Here is a 19,323-nt window from a genome sequence, read left to right on the forward strand (position 1 = left end):
CTAGGTTTTGTGAAAAATAAAAAAAAGTGATTTTAATTTTATCAAATCATAAATTAGCTATATTTGTCATAATAAAATTTTGAAAGAAGTTTAAAAATGGCAAAAGATTTACATGCTAAAATAGAAGCTTTCATGGACCTTGTGAAGGAACGCAATGGACATGAACCAGAATTTTTACAGGCAGTACAAGAGGTAGCAGAAACTGTTATACCTTACATAGCCAGTAAAGATATATATGATGGTAAAAATATTTTACTAAGAATGGTAGAGCCTGAACGTTTAATTTCGTTTAGAGTTTCTTGGGTAGATGATAAAGGAGAAATTCAAGTAAATAGAGGATATAGAGTTCAAATGAATTCTGCCATCGGACCTTACAAAGGAGGACTTCGTTTTCATCCAACAGTAAACGCAAGTATTTTAAAATTCTTGGCTTTCGAACAAGTATTTAAAAACTCTTTAACTACTTTACCAATGGGTGGAGGAAAAGGAGGTTCTGATTTTAACCCTAAAGGAAAGTCAGATAATGAAATTATGCGTTTTTGTCATGCTTTCATGAGTGAGTTATTTAGACATATTGGACCAAACACTGATGTTCCTGCTGGAGATATTGGAGTTGGTGGACGTGAAATAGGTTTCATGTTTGGTATGTACAAGAAACTTAGAAACGAGTTTACAGGTGTTTTAACTGGTAAAGGTGCTACTTGGGGTGGATCTTTAATTAGACCAGAGGCAACTGGTTACGGTGCTGTATACTTTGCGCAAAACATGTTAGAGACTAAAGGAGATAATTTCGAAGGAAAAGTAATTTCAATTTCAGGTTCTGGTAACGTAGCGCAATTTGCTTGCGAAAAAGCTACTGAATTAGGAGCTAAAGTGGTTACGCTTTCTGATTCTTCAGGCTATATTTATGATGAGGCTGGAATAGACGCTGAAAAGTTAGCTTTTGTAATGGAGCTTAAAAACGTAAAAAGAGGTCGTATTCATGAGTATGTAGAAAAGTATCCTTCAGCTAAATTCTTCAAAGGAGAAAGACCTTGGAGTGTAAAATGTGATATTGCATTACCGTGTGCTACTCAAAACGAGTTAAATGGTGAAGAAGCAAAAACATTAATTGATAATGGATGTGTATGTGTAAGTGAAGGAGCTAACATGCCTTCTACACCAGAAGCTATTGCAGCTTTCCACGAGCATAAAATTTTATTTGCTCCAGGAAAAGCTTCTAATGCAGGTGGTGTTGCTACATCTGGTTTAGAAATGAGTCAGAATTCATTACGTTTAAGTTGGACTCGTGAAGAGGTAGACGAAAGATTAAAAGCAATTATGAAAAATATTCACGCTTCTTGTGTTGAATATGGTACAGATGAATCTGGTTATGTTGATTACGTTAAAGGAGCAAACATAGCTGGTTTTGTTAAGGTTGCCGATGCAATGTTAGCACAAGGTATCGTGTAGTCTTTATATAAAACAACAAACAAACCTAAAAACGCATCTATTAATTTAGATGCGTTTTTTTCTTCTTCCTATTTTTGTTAGAATAAAATACAAACACTGTATTTCAACTAAAAAATCAGATAATGAAAAATATAGTTTTACAAGGAAAACATCAAAAACCAATATTACTAGATACTTTTTACACAGAAAATAAAATAAAAAAGCCAATAGTTATTTTTTGTCATGGATACAAAGGTTTTAAAGACTGGGGAGCTTGGGATTTAATGGCTAAAACATTTGCAGATGCAGGTTTCTTCTTTGTAAAATTTAATTTTTCTCATAACGGAGGGACTGTCGATAATCCGATAGATTTTCCAGATTTGGAAGCCTTCGGAAATAATAATTATACTAAAGAGTTAGATGATTTAGAGTCAGTAATTGATTGGTGTCTTACTGAAAATACTTTGGAAGATGAAATGGATTTGGATTCAATTTTCCTTGTTGGTCATAGTAGAGCTGGCGGAATTGTGACGATAAAAGCAGCTGAAGATGATAGAGTTAAAAAAGTAATCTCATTGGCAGGTGTGTCTGATTACAAACGCAGAACAGCTACAACGGGTGATTTAGAAGAATGGAAGAGAAATGGTATAAAGTACGTTACCAACTCAAGAACAAAACAAGAAATGCCTCATTTTTATCAGTTTTACGAGAATTTCATTGAGAATGAAGAGCGATTAACTATACAAAGAGCTGTTGACAGTTTAAAAGTTCCGTATTTAATTATTCATGGAGACGAAGATGATGCAATATCTGTGGATGAAGCCTATGCTTTGAATAAATGGAATCCTGAAAGTAAACTAGCAATTATTGAAGGAGCAAATCATGTATTTGGAGCAAAACATCCTTGGAATGAAAAAGAGATGCCATTCCATTTGGAGAAAGCGACAAGTTTATGTGTTGATTTTTTTCAAGATTAATTTCATAAAAATTTAAGAAAAACCTACAATAAACTAGGGTTACAATCATTAATATTTAAAAGGCATTTTCAAATTCCGATAGAATTGGTATCTTTACTAATTAGAAATTGAAATCTTTTTTTTAGTTATCTAATTAAAAATCAAACAAATAAAAGTTGTTTTTTGATACTGATTAATGCTCAGATTTAAAAAATAGCTTAAAAATATATAGTATTTATGGGTTGTAGCAGTTGCTCAACAAACAAAAACGGCGTTCCTAATGGCTGTAAGAGTAATGGAAATTGCGCTACTGGAACTTGTGGGAGCGGAAATAAATTAGCTGTTTTTGATTGGTTGTCAAATATGACTTTGCCTACAGGTGAAGAGAGATTTAATATTTACGAAGTACGTTTTAAAAACGGAAGAAAACATTTTTATAAAGCGCCAAACGGAAAAAACACAATCTCTATGGGAGATGTGGTTGCAGTAGAAGGAAATCCTGGTCATGATATTGGAATTGTTTCTTTAGCAGGTGAACTAGTTAAAGTTCAAATGAAAAAGAGAAAAGTTGCTATTGATAGCGAGGATGTCAAAAAAATCTACAGAAAAGCAACACAAAAAGATATTGATGCTTGGCAAGAAGCTAGAGGAAGAGAACTAGAAACACAAAGAAAAGGAAGGGAAATTATTAGTCGATTAGGGCTAAAAATGAAGCTTTCGGATGTTGAGTTTCAAGGAGACGGAAACAAAGCTACCTTTTACTACACAGCAGACGATCGTGTTGATTTTAGACAATTAATTCGTGATTTAGCAAGTGCTTTTTCTATTAGAGTAGAAATGAAACAAGTAGGGATGCGTCAAGAAGCAGCCAGACTTGGAGGTATTGGTTCTTGTGGTAGAGAGTTATGTTGTTCTACTTGGTTAACAGATTTTAGAAAAGTAAACACAGCTGCTGCTCGTTATCAGCAGTTATCATTAAATCCACTAAAATTAGCTGGACAATGTGGAAAGCTAAAGTGTTGTTTGAATTTTGAATTAGATTCATATTTAGACGCTTTAGAATCTTTTCCTAAACAAGACAAAGTATTAAAAACTGAAAAAGGAGATGCTATTTTTGTAAAAATGGACATCTTTAAAAAGTTACTTTGGTATACTTACAAAGAAGAACGATTTAAATGGTACAAGCTTTCATTAGAGCAAGTATCTGAAATTATAGAATTAAATGACGCCGATGAATTGGCTTCTCCTTTAGAAGATTACGAATCTGAAATTGTAGAGGAAACTAAGGTAGATTTTGAAGACGCTGTTGGTCAGGATAGTTTAACACGTTTTGATAAGCCAAAAAAGCCTCGTAGAAATCGTAATAAGAGAAGAAGAAAGCCGAATCAGAAAAACGCTTCTAACAACAATAATAACGCAAATACTGCTAATAAAAGAAAAGAGCCTCAAAATAAAAAGGGACCTCAAAAACAGCAGAATAATAACACGCCGAAAAAGCAAGAACAATCTTCTAAGAAACCAAGAAGAAATACTCAGAATAAGAGAAAAAACACTCAAAACAAGCCTAACAAACAAAACGAAAAGGCAAATACAAACACGAATACACCTTCAAATAATAAAAAACCAAACAACAACAATCAAAGAAGAAATAAACGTAGAAACACAGGAAATAAAAATGCTAAAAACAATAATCAAAAGCAATAGATTTCTAGTAATACTAATATTTTTAGTTGCTTTGGTTTCTTGCGATTCCAAGCAGATTTTTGATGAATATAAATCATTAGAAAGTGGTTCATGGGAAATTAACACTCCTATAACATATAAATTTACAGTAACAGATACCTTAGCTAAAAAAAACTTGTTTATAAATGTTAGAAATAACAATGATTACGAGTTTAGCAATCTTTTTTTAATTACCAAGATGAGTTTTCCTGATGGAAATGTAATGCAAGATACTTTGGAGTATGATATGGCCGATAAAAAAGGAGCATTTTTAGGAGAAGGGTTTTCAGAAATAAAGGAAAACAAATTACTTTATAAAGAACAAATTCTATTTCCTACGGCGGGAGATTATTCAGTAGAAGTATTTCAAGCAATGCGTAAAAACGAAGAAATTGAAGGGATTCAAAAGTTAAAAGGAATCATTGGAGTTGGATTTAGAATAGAAAAAACAAAATAAAATGACTGAAAAAAAGGCTATTGATTTTAAAAAATATGTAAAATGGTTTTGGGGACTTCTACTAGGAGGAGTTTTTGCCGTTTGTTTTTTATTTTTTCTTGCTTCTGTAGGAATGTTTGGAGAATTACCAACTTTTGAAGAGTTGGAAAATCCTGAGAACAATTTAGCAACAGAAATTATTTCATCAGACGGTAAAACCATAGGTAAGTATGCGCATGAAAACAGAACACCTATCAAGTATAAAGATTTACCTGAAAATTTAATACAAGCATTAGTTGCTACAGAAGATGAACGTTATTACGATCATTCTGGTATTGATTTTAGAGGAACTGCAAGGGCATTTTTAAAACCAGGAAGTGGAGGAGCTAGTACAATAACACAGCAGTTAGCAAAAATGTTATTCACTAAAAGAGCTTCAAAAAACATATTTAAAAGAGTTTTGCAAAAAATGAAGGAATGGGTGGTAGCTGTAAAATTAGAAAGACAGTATACCAAACAAGAAATTTTAGCAATGTACTTAAACAAATACGACTTCTTGAATCAAGCAGTAGGTATTCGTTCAGCTGCTCGTATTTATTTTGGAAAAGAACCAAGAGAATTAGAAATGCACGAGTCTGCAATGTTAGTGGGTATGTTAAAAAATTCATCTTATTTCAATCCTTTAAGAAGAAAAGAATTGGTATTGAATAGAAGGAATGTTGTGTTGTTTCAAATGAATCGAAATGATATTATCACTAATGAACAAAAAGATTCTATTCAGAAAATACCTTTAAGTTTAAATTATACGCCAGAAAGCCATAGTGATGGTTTAGCTACATATTTTAGAGAGTACACAAGAAACTTTTTAAAGAAATGGGTAAAAGATAATCCTAAGCCAAGTGGTGAGCTTTACAATATTTATCGTGATGGACTTAAAATTTACGTAACGATAGATTCTCGTATGCAGAGGTATGCCGAAGAAGCAATGAAAGAGCACATGGCAAATCTTCAAAAGTATTTCTTTAACGAACAAAAGAGAAATAAAACAGCTCCGTTTTACGATATTGAAAAAGAAGATATGCGTAAAATTTTAGTAAGAGCTAGAAATAATTCTGATAGATATAAGCGATTGAAAGCAGCTGGTAAATCTAGTAAAGAGATTGAAAAGGTTTTCAATACTAAAACAGAAATGCGTGTGTTTACTTGGAAAGGAGATAGAGATACTACAATGACTCCTTATGATTCTATTCGTTATTATAAGCATTTTTTAAGATCAGGATTAGTGTCTGTTGAGCCACAAACTGGTCATGTGAAAGCTTGGGTTGGAGGAATCAATCATAAACACTTTAAATACGATGCTGTAAAGCAACAAAAACGTCAGGTAGGTTCTACTTTTAAACCTTTTGTATATGCAACAGCAATTAATCAGTTAAAGAAATCTCCATGCGATAAATTGCCAAATACTTTATATACAATTCCGAAAGAAAAATATGGAATGGAAGATGATTGGACTCCTAAAAACTCTGATGGTGAATATGGAGGTGAATTAACATTAAAAAAAGCATTGGCAGGTTCTGTAAATGTAATTACAGCACGATTGATTGATGAAGTTTCACCAATTAATGTAGCAAGATTGGCAAAATCAGCTGGTATAACTACCGATTTTCAGGCAAATCCGTCTATAGCTTTAGGTTCTATTGATTTATCATTATTAGAAATGACAAGTGCCTACTCTACATTTGCTAACAAAGGAATGCGAGTAGCACCAATGTTTATTACTCAAATTGAAGATAAAAACGGAACCGTATTAGACACATTTGTACCTGAAACAAAAGAAGTAGTAAGTGAAGAATCAGCTTATGTTGTATTAAATTTAATGGAAGGTGTAACACAAGGTGGTTCTGGAACAAGATTAAGAACTCATTGGAACCGCCCTAAGTTTATTACTGGGTATCCATATAAATTTACAAATGCTATTGCAGGTAAAACAGGAACAACACAAAATCAATCTGATGGTTGGTTTATGGGAGTAGTTCCTAATTTAGCAACTGGTGTATGGACAGGTGGAGAAGATAGATCTACACACTTTGCTGGATTAAAAATGGGGCAAGGTGCTTCTATGTCATTGCCAACTTGGGCAATATACATGCGTAAGTGTTATGAAGATAAATCACTAAACATTAGTAAAGCAGATTTTGAAGAACCATCTGATTTATCTATCAATGTAGATTGTAGTAAGCATGAAGAAAAGAAGAAAGAAGGAGAAGAAGGAGAAGGAACACCACAAGATGATGATTTTTAATCGGAAGGCGTTGCCATAGATTATTTTTTACATCTTGTATTATAGTCCGTCTTTTAATCTATTGAATGATTAGCTTATAGTGAATCTTATTGTTGACTGTAAGCTTGAGTTAATAAAGAACAAACAACTAAATAATGATAAATAAAAAGGTAGATAGTGTACAAGATGCACTTCAAGGCGTTTCTAGCGACATGACTTTAATGTTAGGAGGTTTTGGTTTGTGTGGTATACCTGAAAATGCAATCACCGAGTTGGTAAAATTAGGTGTCAATAATTTAACTTGTATTTCTAACAATGCAGGGGTTGATGATTTTGGATTAGGACTTTTATTACAAAATCGTCAAATCAAAAAAATGATTTCTTCTTATGTAGGAGAAAATGATGAATTTGAGCGTCAGATGCTTTCAGGTGAATTAGAGGTAGAGTTAACTCCTCAAGGAACTTTAGCAGAAAAATGTAGAGCAGCACAAGCTGGTTTTCCTGCATTTTATACACCAGCAGGTTACGGTACAGAAGTGGCAGAAGGGAAAGAAACGCGCGAGTTTAATGGTAAAATGTATGTGTTAGAAGAAGCTTTTAAGGCAGATTTTGCTTTTGTAAAAGCTTGGAAGGGTGATGCAGCTGGAAATTTAGTTTTTAAAGGAACAGCACGTAATTTTAATCCTAATATGTGTGGAGCTGCTAAAATTACTGTTGCAGAGGTTGAAGAGCTAGTCCCTGTAGGAACATTAGATCCAAATCAAATTCATATTCCAGGAATTTTTGTTCAACGTATTTTTCAAGGAACAGATTACGAAAAAAGAATAGAGCAGCGTACTGTTCGTTCTAAAAATTAATGTTAGCCTAATGGCTGGCTTTATGTGAACAATCAGAATTTTATCCAAAACCAAACAAACAACTTATTGAAAGTTCAAATGTAATTATTAAGATCATTAGTAAGATAATAGCGACTTCTAGGAGAAAATAATTTTTCGAATTTTCAAACTGACACATTAAAGAATTATGCTTGATAAAAACGGAATAGCGAAAAGAATCGCAAAAGAAGTAAAAGACGGTTATTATGTAAACTTAGGAATTGGAATTCCAACATTAGTAGCCAATTTTGTCCGCGAGGATATAGAAGTAGAATTTCAAAGTGAAAACGGAGTTTTAGGCATGGGACCTTTCCCTTTTGAAGGTGAAGAAGATGCTGATATTATAAATGCAGGTAAACAAACGATAACAACCTTAGATGGTGCAAGTTTTTTTGATTCTGCAACTAGTTTCTCTATGATTAGAGGAAAACATGTTGATTTAACCATTTTAGGAGCTATGGAAGTAGCAGAAAATGGTGATATAGCCAACTGGAAAATTCCTGGAAAAATGGTAAAAGGTATGGGAGGAGCAATGGATTTAGTTGCTTCAGCTGAAAATATTATTGTTGCAATGATGCATACCAACAAAAGAGGAGAATCTAAACTATTAAAAAAATGTTCACTACCATTAACAGGAGTAGGTTGTGTTACAAAAATAGTAACCAATTTAGCCGTGTTAGAAATTAAAGACAATGCTTTTCATTTAGTTGAAAGAGCTCCCGGAGTAACTGTTGAAGAAATTAAAGCAGCAACTGAGGGAACTTTGATAGTGAATGGAGAAGTTCCAGAAATGGATATATAATTTAAAACCTTTCCTTGTGAAAGGTTTTTTATTCGTTTAATAAAAACTAAATACAAAGAAAACTACTTCTCTTTTATGAGAAGATTACTAAAGGGATTATGAAAGTAGTATCATACAACGTAAACGGAATACGTGCAGCATTAAAAAAAGGATTTTTAGATTGGTTACAGCAAGCTAATCCTGATGTAATTTGTATTCAAGAAACAAAAGCACAAAAAGAACAAGTGAATACCATGGATTTTGAATTAGCAGGTTATCCATATCAGTATTGGTTTTCTGCAGAGAAAAAAGGGTATTCTGGAGTGGCTATTTTTTGCAAGGAAGAGCCTAAAAACGTTCAGTATGGTACTGGAATAGCATCTATGGATAATGAAGGTAGAAATGTTCGTGTAGATTACGATGATGTGTCTGTAATGAGTATGTACTTACCTTCAGGAACAAATAAAGATAGACTGGATTTTAAATTCAATTATATGGATGAAATTCAGGAGTATGTTACTAATTTAAGACAAGAGATTCCGAATTTAGTCGTTTGTGGAGACTATAATATTTGTCATGAAGAAATAGATATTCATAATCCAAAAATGAAAGGTGTTTCTGGTTTTTTACCAGAAGAAAGAGAATGGATAGGTAAATTTATTGATAGTGGTTTTATCGATAGTTTCCGTTTTAAGAATCCAGACAGACAAGAATATTCATGGTGGAGTTATAGAGCTAATGCTAGAGCAAATAATAAAGGTTGGCGTTTAGATTATTGTATGGTTTCTGAACCATTAAAAGAGAAAATTTCAAGAGCTTATATTCTACCAGAAGCTAAACATTCAGATCACTGTCCTGTTGCTGTAGAATTTAATTTTTAGTATCATTGAAATCTCTTATGAAGAAGTTTTTTGTTATAACCATTTTTAGTGTAAGTAGCTTATTTGCTCAAAATACACCTATAGATACAACGGCTGTTAAAGAAATAGTAAAAGAAGAAGTCGTTGTAGATTCTTTACCTGTAAAAAAAGAGGTAAAAAAAGAACTATATACAACCGACGATTTAAAAATAATGGACAGTCTTTTAGTAGAAGCTAAATTTAAATCGCCATTATTTGATACAATTCCGTATTTAATCAACGATAAAGATATTGTTTCAACAGTAACGCCAGTTGTTACTCCAGAACTTTTAAAGGAACGATTATCAGAAATTAATGATACAACTCCGTTTAATTTAGAGTTCAATCCAGCATTAGCTAAAGTAATTAATAACTACTTAAAATATCGAAAAAAGTATTATCCAGTACTTATGTCGAGAGCTAAGTATTACTTTCCAATGTTTGAACGCTATTTAGATCAGTTTGACATCCCTTTGGAGATGAAGTATTTAGCAATTGTAGAATCTGCCTTACGACCTAAAGCAAAATCTAGAGTAGGAGCAACTGGGTTGTGGCAGTTTATGTATGGAACTGGTAAACAATTTAAATTGGCTGTTAATTCATACGTAGACGAAAGGCAAGACCCTGTTAAATCAACAATTGCTGCGTGTAAATACTTGACTTATTTATATGATTTTTTTAATGATTGGGACTTAGCCTTAGCGGCATATAATTCTGGTCCAGGAAATGTGTTAAAAGCAATTAAAAGATCTGGTGGTTATAGAAACTACTGGAATATTCGTCCTTTTTTGCCTAGAGAAACAGCTGGATACGTGCCTGCATTTTATGCAACTATGTATATTTTTAAATATGCATTAGAATTAGGAATTTATCCTGAAACACCAAAGATTTATAATTTCCAAACAGATACTGTTCAGGTTAAACGTACTATCTTCTTTAATCAGATTGCTGAAAAAACTGGTGTTTATGATGAAATGCTATCTTTTTTAAATCCACAATATAAATTAGATATCATACCATACATCAAAAAGAAGAAATTTACGGTTAGATTGCCTAGAAATAAAGTGATAGATTTTTTAGATAAAGAAAAAGAAATTTATGCTTTAGCTCAAGCTGAAGATTCATTGAGAGAAAAACCTTTGCCTAAGTATTTTGAAATGGATAAAAGAATACGCTATAAGGTACGTTCAGGTGATTATTTAGGTAAAATAGCAATGAAATTTGGAGTAAGAGTAAAAGATATTAAAAGATGGAATAACATGCGTAATACAAAGCTTAGAATTGGACAGCGCTTGTATATTTATCCACGAAGAATGTAGTTCGTTTTTAATTATAAATTATTTTTGATCATTTAAAAACGAAAACATCCGAAATGGAATACTTTTTGAATAACTCACCTAAACTTAATATAAAAAACGAATTATGAAACAAATACTAGCGGCTTTAATAGTGCTTTTACAGTTAGTGAGCTGTAATAGTTCTGGAGGAAAAGATTACGTATTACCTACATCAACAGGAAATACTAATAAAATTTTAGTAGTAATGAAAAGCTCAAACTGGTTAAGTAAACCAGGAGATGAAATTAGGGCTGCATTTGGAGAACATCAAGTAGGGTTACCACAACCTGAAACATTGTTATCAGTATCGCAAATAGATCCATCAGGGTTTAAAAATTTCATGCGTAATAATAAAGCGATTTTATTATTTCAAAAATCAGATTCGAACAGCATTTCTATTGTTAGAGATAAATATGCAGAACCTCAGGTAATTGTTGTTGCAACTGCCAAAAATGAAGAAGGAATGATTGATTTAATCAAAAATAGAGGTAGTGAAATCATGCAGGTTTTCAAAAAAGAAGATATTAAGTTTATTCAAAATATTTTTGCTAAAGAAAGATTAGATCATACTCAGTTTAAAACGATCAAAAATTTAGGAATTGATATTACAATTCCAAGTCGTTATCGTTTAGTTGATGATACAGGTGATTTTTTATGGTTAAGACAACATTTAAAAAGTGGAATTGCTAGAGGTGACGGAAGTAATAATATTCTAATCTATAGTGTGCCTTTAAAAGACGAAGCTACTATTGCTGATAACATTACAGCAGTACGAGATAGTATAGGACAAAAGTACATACCAGGTAGTAAAGAAGGAATGTATATGATTACTGAGCAAGCGTATACTCCTTTTACTTATGAAGCTGAAATAGATGGAAAGAAAGCCTTTGAAACTAGAGGTAAATGGGAAGTTAAAAATGATTTTATGGCAGGACCATTTTTAAATTACACAGTTGTTGATAAGAAGAATAACAGGTTAATTGTTTTTGAAGGATTTACTTACGCTCCTTCAGTAAACAAAAGGGATTTTATATTTGAATTAGAATCCATAGGTAAATCTTTAAAAATAAAATAGTTTGTAAATTAAAAGGCTTAATAATTTTAAATTATTAAGCCTTTTTTATAGAGGAAAATATTATTATTTTTTTATAAACTTAGTTGTTTTTAATATTGCTCCTTTATTGCTCACTAGATTCATTAAATACATTCCTGAGCTGTATTTTTCAATGTTTAAATTATAAACATTCTTAGAATTATTATTAAGCTTAACTTTTTCAATGATCATTCCATTTAGGTTTGAAATTATTATTTCTGACAGATCAGATTTAGCCTCAATTATATTTAAGTTAATTGTTAGGTTTTTACTACTTGGGTTTGGAAACAAGAAAGAGCTCGTATCACTTGATAATACGTTGTTTGTAGAGTTAAGATTTGAAGGAATATAGTTTTTAATATAAATTTTAAATTTAATCCCTTTAGTAACTGCTGTTATTCTATCAGACATGTACTCTGTAAACTCAACATAATAGCCTTTACTGTTATTTTTTATCTCATATCTTTCAAGTAATTGCTCTTCTAATTCTTGTCTGTTTTCAAAACGATAAACTCTTTTAAGAAAAGGTGTTTTCTTAGGTGCATAATGAGCAAATTTACTTTTACCTATTTGATCAATTACTTCTCCTTCAATAGAGAATTCAAAATCTCCATTTAAATCCAATTCGTTATCAATAGTTTCAGACTTTATAAAACGTATTCTAGGGTTTTGTGAAGGAGTTACATCTTTTACAATAATTTGTCCGTCTGTATTATTACTGTAAGGTTTGAAATTTGAAGGACTATTTAGCCATCTAACTTTATTAAATATAAAACGAGCATTAGAGTTATTTGCTGAAGTATTACTTGTAAGCGTATTGTTTACATTAACTCCTTTGTCTTTATAATTGTAAAATGTTATGTTATGAAAATTCAAATTATCATTATCCTTTTGAATTAAAGCTCCAGTAGTGTTTTGTCTTCTAGTATTTTCATTTGCATGAAATTTAGAGTCTTTTATCAAATAACCAAAATTTGTTGAAATGTAAATACCAAAACGATCTGCATTCCATACTAACATGTTAGATACAACTGAGCTTACCCTATTAAAAGCACCAGAGGTAGATCTGTTTTGAGATTTAAAACCATCGGCACAGTTAAAAGCAATATTTCCATCAAAACGAATAAATGGAGCAGCAGTTCTTACTACTGTTTCTTTAAAAGGAAATGGGTTGATTTTTCCATTTTCTTCAAATACTTTAGTGTCAAGTTCGTCAGCAACTCTTACATTTACACCACTACCTTGATAATGATATGCAGCACTAACTGAAGAAGCAACATTATCAACCATTTCAATAGCTCTACCTTGAAGGGCATATGCAGAAGGGGTTTTAAAATCATCATCAATGATTTCTCTTAAATATCTACGAATTCTGTCTGTTAACGGAATACCGTTTGGAGCATTATTAATTCTTTTTGGAGCACCACCAGTAACAAAGTTATTTTTCCAAATACCAGTTTCTGAGCCACTTTCAGCAACCATTCCTCCTCCTTGAATTTGTAGAACAACATTATCACTAAAATCCGCATGACTATCATGATGAACCATTCCCCAACCTGGAGAACCCCATACAACATTACCTTTAGCTATAATTAAGTTTTCTTTATTTTGACCTCTAAGTGTTTTATGAAAATGAAGAGCATACCTACCTCTTTGATTTTCAATTTTAGATGGATCTGTTTCTGGTTCGTTTACAAAAGAAGATAAATTCACTTCTGTTTTATCACCAGAGCCAGTAACTACAGGAGTTCCAATTTTTAAATCATCTAAAATATTTACTTTGTTAGTTCTACCTAAATCTTTAAAAGACGTATTTTTAATTACTACATCACCATTAAACATAAACATAACATGTCCTCTTCTAGTATGATTTTCTTCAATACTTGTGTGGTAAGATTTAATACTGATACTTCTTGTTAAGTTAGCAACGTAAGTATAATAGTTTGTACCCTCCAATTTAACACCTTTATGATTTTTTCGAGTTCTTTCTTTCAAAATAATAGTATTACCTGAAATTTCTTTAACTTCTATTATTTCATTATCATTAATGTTTTCAGTTCCAGAAATTAAAACAAGATCACCTTTTTTCCATCCTTCAGGTATTTTTTTTAACTGAATTCTGTTTTGATTTTGTAAAATATCAGAAGAACTTTCAGAAAAATCTAATTTATCCTTTCCGCTTATTCTAACTTTACCCCAAGTCATAAGACTTATAGATGCTTGCTTAGGATCCCATTTATATCTTCCCAGTACTCCTGATCCATCTGAAGGTAATTTATTTCCAAAATGATTAGTTACTGGTTTATTATCACTGTAGTGTGCTTTAGCATTTTCGTTCCATTGAACACCTCCTATTTTATCATTCTTTTTCTTTTGAATGTCAAAAGGTTTTAAGATGATTTCCATATTCGCACTGTTAAATTCAGAAGCATTTATGTTTAGAAATGAGTTTCGTCCTCCTAAAAAAGAGTCAACAATGAGTTTCCTTTTTTTGTTGTCAGACGTACTAGTAAAGAAAGTACCATCATTTCTTATTAAAAAAATGTGTTGATTAGAGTTTACATCATAATTTACTCTTATTCCTTCAGGTATCCATACAATTGCTCCTAGTTTAGGAACACTATTGGAAGACCATGTTGTAGGGTTAGACCATTTTCCATTTTTTATAGCCTTGTGTGTAACCGTATTCTCTGGTATCATTTTTTCGAACTGTGCATTTCCTGAGAAAAAGAATAATAGTAAAAGACTCAGTAAGCAATACTTAATGTGTTTATTTATTTTCATTTTTTAAACTTTAGTTTTAGGGGTAAACAATCTAATTTAACTTTCAAGAAAATTGTTTCAAGATAAATTAGTGTTTGTTAAAATTGTTTTTCTAACAGATTGTTAAAACAGTAAAATGATCATGATAAGTTTTAAAACTGGACAGCAAATCTACATTGATTAAAGTTTAAAGAGATAAAATAAAGGTGTACATTAAGTGTATTTTTGTTTTACAAAAAAATAATTAGTTATATAAAAAGTATACTTTTTTATTTAAACAGACGTTTTCTAAAACATTTATAATCAAAATAATCCCCAAAAAATATCGAATGAAAGTTTACTTTTTTAAAGTAGTGCCTACTGCTTTGTCTATTAAAAAACATTATTTCCTTTGGGCTTTACTACTATTTAAAGTCTGTACAAGTTTCAGTCAAAAAGGAAAACATTATAAACAAATTGATAGCTTAATAAAATTATCTAAAAAAGATAGAGGTAAGTTTAAATTACTCAAGAAGGCATATGATTTATCCAGTACTTATAATTACACAAGAGGTAAAATAGCCTCTAGTAATTTTATTGGTGAGTATTATTTGCATTTTAAACAATACGATAGTGCTTTTTATTATTTAGAAAAAGCAAATGAACTAATAGAGAAAAAACAAAAATTTAAAAGGTTTTTTAAAAAGGTACTGACAAATAAAGCTAAAATTTTTGCTAAGAAAGGATTTTATACAAGAGCACTTTTTTTATATAGAAAGGCTTATAAAGTATCTCTGAATAATAAAATGAAAGATACTCTATTGTTAAAGTTGAATATTTTTAAAATGTTTAATGAGTTAGGAAAACATGAGAGAGTAATTGAAAGATTAACAGAGTTAGAAGGTAAGTTTATTAGAGGAGCCAAAAAGAATAAATTAATTTTAAGTAAGTATTATTTGACATTATCTGAAGGTTTTAAAAAGAACAAAGATTTCTCTAATGCTTTAAAAGTTATAAATAAAAATATAACTAAACTTAAAGGGATTCAGTATAAAAAACATTTTCACCTATCATTACTTAAAAAAGCTGAATTGTATTTACTTTCAGATAGCTTAAAAAAAGCAAAAAATATATTGATAACCTTTCTTAAAGAATATAAGCCTAAAACAGATAAAGAATCATTAGTTCAATACTATAAACTAAAAGGAAAGTTGCATTGTAGTTTTAATAAGTTTTCTATTTCTAATAGTTATTACGATAGTTTAATAAGTATTTCTTATTTAGAACCTAAGGTTTTGGCGAGTGCATATAAATCAAAATTTTATAATTATCGTAATTTAAACAAGATTGACGAAGCAAATGCATCTATTCTTTCGTATATGTTGGTTAATGATAGCTTACAGAAAGTAAAAGATAAAGATATTTTAAGTTATTATAATTCTGATTTACGCTTTGTTAAAGAGAGAAAACATAAAAATGAATTAACAATCAAAAATAAAAAACAGCAATTAAATATCATTATTTTATCATTAGTGCTAGTTTGTGTTTTGTCTTTTTTAATAATTCTATTGATTTATAAGAAATATTCTAAAAGTAAAACAGAAATAAAGGAGCTCAAAATAAACGAAAAGAAAATTTTAGAAGATCATATAAAATTGAGAGAGGAGGAGTTAATCATTACAGCAAGTTCAATAAAAGAACAGAATGAGAAAATAAAGTCAATTAAAAAACTATTAAAAGAAGCCATTAAAAACAATGATTATAAAAATTTGAATGGGATAAATAATTCTCTCGATAGTTTGTTAGATAGCTCTTCAGGGATTTCCTTAATTTATGAAAAGTTAGAATCCAGATATCCAAATTTGGCAATCATATTAAAGAATAATTATCCTCATTTATCTGCTAACGATATAAAACATTGTCTACTGTTAAAACTAAATTTGAGTATAAAAGATTGTTCTCAATTGTTAAATGTATCTGATCATGCTATAAAAATGGCAAGGAAACGAATAAAGAAAAAAATGGAATTGCCTGAAGAAGTTAGGTTGAAAGAGTTTTTAAATGATCTTTGAAAATTAAATAAAAGAAAAGGTAATCTTACTAAAGATTACCTTTTTTTATTGAGTGTATTGTTAATTTAGTTACATGAATTATTTGAAATAGTAACATTGTTTAAAACAGCATCATCGCTATATAAACATCTATAATTTCCAGTTGTTCCAGTAGGAATACTGATAATGTTATCAGTTACAATTACATCATTTAATACATTATCTAATTTAATTCCATGACTTTCGTTTGGAATTATGGTATTCTCAGTCATTTTACTGTTGTCTACATTCGTAAATGAGATTCCTCCAGTCATTGAGTTTTTATGGAAGGTAATTCCTGAAGCTCTTGAAAAAATAATGCCTTTATCATTTTTAAAGTCATTCGCTTCAATTATCATTTGCTTGTCTTTATCATCATCAAGATTATTCATGTTAGCTACATATAAATTGAAGTTTCCAGTAGTTGTTACAGTATTCTCTTTAATTTCAACATTATCACAATAAGTGTTTGTAGATTGTATTCCGTTTTTTGTAACATCAATCATGTTGTTGTGAATTCTAGCATCTTTTGCTTGCGATAATTGTATACCTGCGCCACAATCTTTTATGTTATTATGATGTACATATGCATCAATAGACCCTACAATAATTCCTGCACTGTAACCTTGAATGGAATTGTTGGCTATTTCATTATTAAAAACAGTTTCACCACTTCCTGCTATAAACATTGCCCAACTATCTTGTGCACTGCCTACAGCTTTAAAATTATTGTCTAAAATTTTTGCACCAGACACAAAAGAACTCACTACTCTAGATCCAATATCATTACCCTTTACAGTAATATCTTGCCCAATGGTAATCGTTAAAAATCCGCCTCTACTTCCGCTTTCAGTATTGTTTTTTATCAGTACATCAAATACTCTTTGGTATTCTTGTAAATCACCATTAGTGTCTCTAAATCTTTCAGGTTCAATATTAATTGCATATCCAACTTCCCCTCCATCAGTATTGGCATTAGGTTGACCAGTATCAATAAACGTATTGTTTTCAATAGTAACATTTCTTCCATCTACTAAGGCAATAGCCATTCTTCTAGAGTTTTTAATAGTGCAATTTTTAATGGTTACATTTTCAGTAGGATTATAATCAGGGTTAAAAGCAAAGCCAAAAGAATAGATAGCAAAGGTTCCTGAAGAACCATTTTGAAAATTTCCACCATTCACTACTATATTTCTTCCAGAGTGAATATGAATTAAATGACTTCCTTCGGTACCAGTATCATCAGGAGAAAAAATACGTTCATTTCTATCTCCATAAAAATTTCCACCAGTAATAGTAATATTTTCAGCATCTCTAACGGCTAAAATTGCCCCAGAGTTTTTATTGTAATTTCCTCCAGGAAAAATTCTTAGATGAGTGTTACTGGTCATAATCAAATTAAAATCTGAAGGTAAGTTGACAGCCTCTAAAGAAGGATAATAATTTTGATTACTCGTTGTGCTTGTAACTCTAGTTACTTCAAAAAAAGCATCTAATTCGTTTATTTTAAAAGTATCTGCTCCAAGTTTTTTTGTAAAAAAGAAGAGCTTTTCTAATTTGGCAGTATTTTCTAAAGCAGTATCAGAATCTGTAGTACCTTCTACAATATCCCATTTTGAAGTTAAAAAATTAAAAGTAGTATTTTGTAATTGTACATCACCTTCTAAATCTATAGTATGATTTAGTAATTCACCAGCAATGGTACCACCATTAAAGATAAGTGTACCATTAGTAATTTCACCACCATTAAAATTAAAGTTTACATTATTAGGCAAAGAAACAGTTTCTCCTTTTAAATCTAATGAGCAATCAATTTCTAAGGTAGCATTTTCTTTAATATCGATAGCATCAAAATTACAGGGAAGAATAATTGTTGGAGCTTCATCTTGAGTATTGTCATTGCCAATTGAAAACGTAGTTTCTTTACTACATGACATCATACCAAGAATAGCTAAATTTACAGCTATTTTTTTCATTTTTAGGGAATTATTTTAATATGTGTAGCAAAATAACAAATATTTTTTATTTTTAAAGTATCAACTATTTTAAACTTATGGGATCTAACTATTATATTTTGTTTATTGCAGCGCTTATACCTTTATTTGTAGGATTTTTTTGGTATGGACCACTGTTTAAGAATGCTTGGATGAAGGAAATGAGTTTTTCCGAAGAAAATTTAAAAGGAGGTAATATGTTACTTGTTTTTGGATTATCTTATTTATTAGGGCTTTTTGTTGCTTCTGCTTTAATGATGGTAGTTATTCACCAAATGGGTGTGTATTCTACTTTAGCACATTTGCCAAGTTTTAAAGATACAACTAGTGAAACTTATACTGCTTTTACTTCATTTATGGAAAAATACGGTCATATAGGTAGAACATTTAAGCATGGTTCTTTACATGGAGGTTTAATAGGTGTCTTTTTAGTGATGCCAGTTTTGGCTATTCAAGCTATGTTTGAAAGAAAGAGCTTTAAGTATATTGCCATTAATGCTGGCTATTGGATAATTACACTTTCATTAATGGGAGGCGTAATTTCTCAATGGTTATAAATTCACTGTAAACTATTTAGCCGTCTTTAAGAATAGTTTTTAAAAAGCATTATTTTTATTGGACTCTCAAATAGTTAAAATTAGCTTTTTATTTCTATTTTTACGCACATTAGTACAATAGTTGCCTGT

Annotated in this window: 14 protein-coding genes; 12 read left to right on the forward strand and 2 right to left on the reverse strand. The window is 30.6% G+C overall.

The window, feature by feature from the left end; all coding sequences use genetic code 11:
• Window positions 1-96: 96 nt before the first annotated feature.
• The 10 genes from gdhA (at window position 97) to EYW44_RS08600 (ending at window position 11,793) form a co-directional block, all read left to right on the forward strand.
• Complete coding sequence (gdhA, locus tag EYW44_RS08555; protein WP_132723252.1) at window positions 97-1,452, forward strand: NADP-specific glutamate dehydrogenase; 1,356 nt, start codon at window positions 97-99, stop codon at window positions 1,450-1,452.
• 122 nt (window positions 1,453-1,574) lie between these two features.
• Window positions 1,575-2,408 (forward strand): alpha/beta hydrolase family protein, encoded by an 834-nt coding sequence (locus EYW44_RS08560; RefSeq protein WP_132723253.1) that lies wholly within the window; start codon window positions 1,575-1,577, stop codon window positions 2,406-2,408.
• 216 nt (window positions 2,409-2,624) lie between these two features.
• Window positions 2,625-4,091, forward strand: a complete 1,467-nt coding sequence (locus tag EYW44_RS08565) for a PSP1 domain-containing protein (protein ID WP_132723254.1) — start codon at window positions 2,625-2,627, stop codon at window positions 4,089-4,091.
• Window positions 4,063-4,566: a gliding motility lipoprotein GldH gene (locus tag EYW44_RS08570; protein ID WP_132723255.1), complete on the forward strand. Its 504-nt coding sequence runs from the start codon at window positions 4,063-4,065 to the stop codon at window positions 4,564-4,566. The genes EYW44_RS08565 and EYW44_RS08570 overlap by 29 nt, the downstream gene beginning before the upstream one ends.
• Before the next feature lies 1 nt (window position 4,567).
• Complete coding sequence (locus tag EYW44_RS08575; RefSeq protein WP_132723256.1) at window positions 4,568-6,847, forward strand: penicillin-binding protein 1A; 2,280 nt, start codon at window positions 4,568-4,570, stop codon at window positions 6,845-6,847.
• A 134-nt stretch (window positions 6,848-6,981) separates the two neighbouring features.
• Entirely contained in the window at window positions 6,982-7,683 is a 702-nt protein-coding gene (locus EYW44_RS08580; protein WP_132723257.1) for a CoA transferase subunit A, read from the forward strand.
• Between the two features lie 166 nt (window positions 7,684-7,849).
• Window positions 7,850-8,503, forward strand: a complete 654-nt coding sequence (locus EYW44_RS08585) for a CoA transferase subunit B (RefSeq protein ID WP_132723258.1) — start codon at window positions 7,850-7,852, stop codon at window positions 8,501-8,503.
• 98 nt (window positions 8,504-8,601) lie between these two features.
• The gene (locus EYW44_RS08590) at window positions 8,602-9,363 is read left to right on the forward strand and encodes an exodeoxyribonuclease III (RefSeq protein WP_132723259.1); all 762 of its coding nucleotides are present in this window, start codon (window positions 8,602-8,604) and stop codon (window positions 9,361-9,363) included.
• Window positions 9,364-9,380: 17 nt separating this feature from the next.
• Window positions 9,381-10,700 carry a lytic transglycosylase domain-containing protein gene (locus EYW44_RS08595; RefSeq protein WP_132723260.1) on the forward strand — a complete coding sequence of 440 codons (1,320 nt, stop codon included), beginning with the start codon at window positions 9,381-9,383 and terminating at the stop codon, window positions 10,698-10,700.
• 103 nt (window positions 10,701-10,803) lie between these two features.
• The gene (locus EYW44_RS08600; protein ID WP_132723261.1) at window positions 10,804-11,793 is read left to right on the forward strand and encodes a DUF4837 family protein; all 990 of its coding nucleotides are present in this window, start codon (window positions 10,804-10,806) and stop codon (window positions 11,791-11,793) included.
• A 63-nt stretch (window positions 11,794-11,856) separates the two neighbouring features.
• On the opposite strand, the gene EYW44_RS08605 is transcribed toward EYW44_RS08600, so the two are convergent.
• On the reverse strand, window positions 11,857-14,595 hold the full coding sequence (locus EYW44_RS08605; protein ID WP_132723262.1) for a T9SS type A sorting domain-containing protein: 2,739 nt from the start codon (window positions 14,593-14,595) through the stop codon (window positions 11,857-11,859).
• A gap of 308 nt (window positions 14,596-14,903) precedes the next feature.
• Between EYW44_RS08605 and EYW44_RS08610 the strand changes: the two genes are divergently transcribed.
• Window positions 14,904-16,625 carry a tetratricopeptide repeat protein gene (locus EYW44_RS08610; RefSeq protein ID WP_132723263.1) on the forward strand — a complete coding sequence of 574 codons (1,722 nt, stop codon included), beginning with the start codon at window positions 14,904-14,906 and terminating at the stop codon, window positions 16,623-16,625.
• A 65-nt stretch (window positions 16,626-16,690) separates the two neighbouring features.
• On the opposite strand, the gene EYW44_RS08615 is transcribed toward EYW44_RS08610, so the two are convergent.
• Window positions 16,691-18,619, reverse strand: coding sequence for a NosD domain-containing protein (locus EYW44_RS08615; RefSeq protein WP_132723264.1), 1,929 nt, complete (start codon window positions 18,617-18,619; stop codon window positions 16,691-16,693).
• 77 nt (window positions 18,620-18,696) lie between these two features.
• Between EYW44_RS08615 and EYW44_RS08620 the strand changes: the two genes are divergently transcribed.
• On the forward strand, window positions 18,697-19,194 hold the full coding sequence (locus tag EYW44_RS08620; RefSeq protein WP_132723265.1) for a DUF1761 domain-containing protein: 498 nt from the start codon (window positions 18,697-18,699) through the stop codon (window positions 19,192-19,194).
• The last annotated feature ends 129 nt before the right edge of the window (window positions 19,195-19,323 follow it).

Source organism: Tenacibaculum sp. M341 (genome assembly GCF_004337695.1).
Classification (GTDB): Bacteria; Bacteroidota; Bacteroidia; order Flavobacteriales; family Flavobacteriaceae; genus Polaribacter.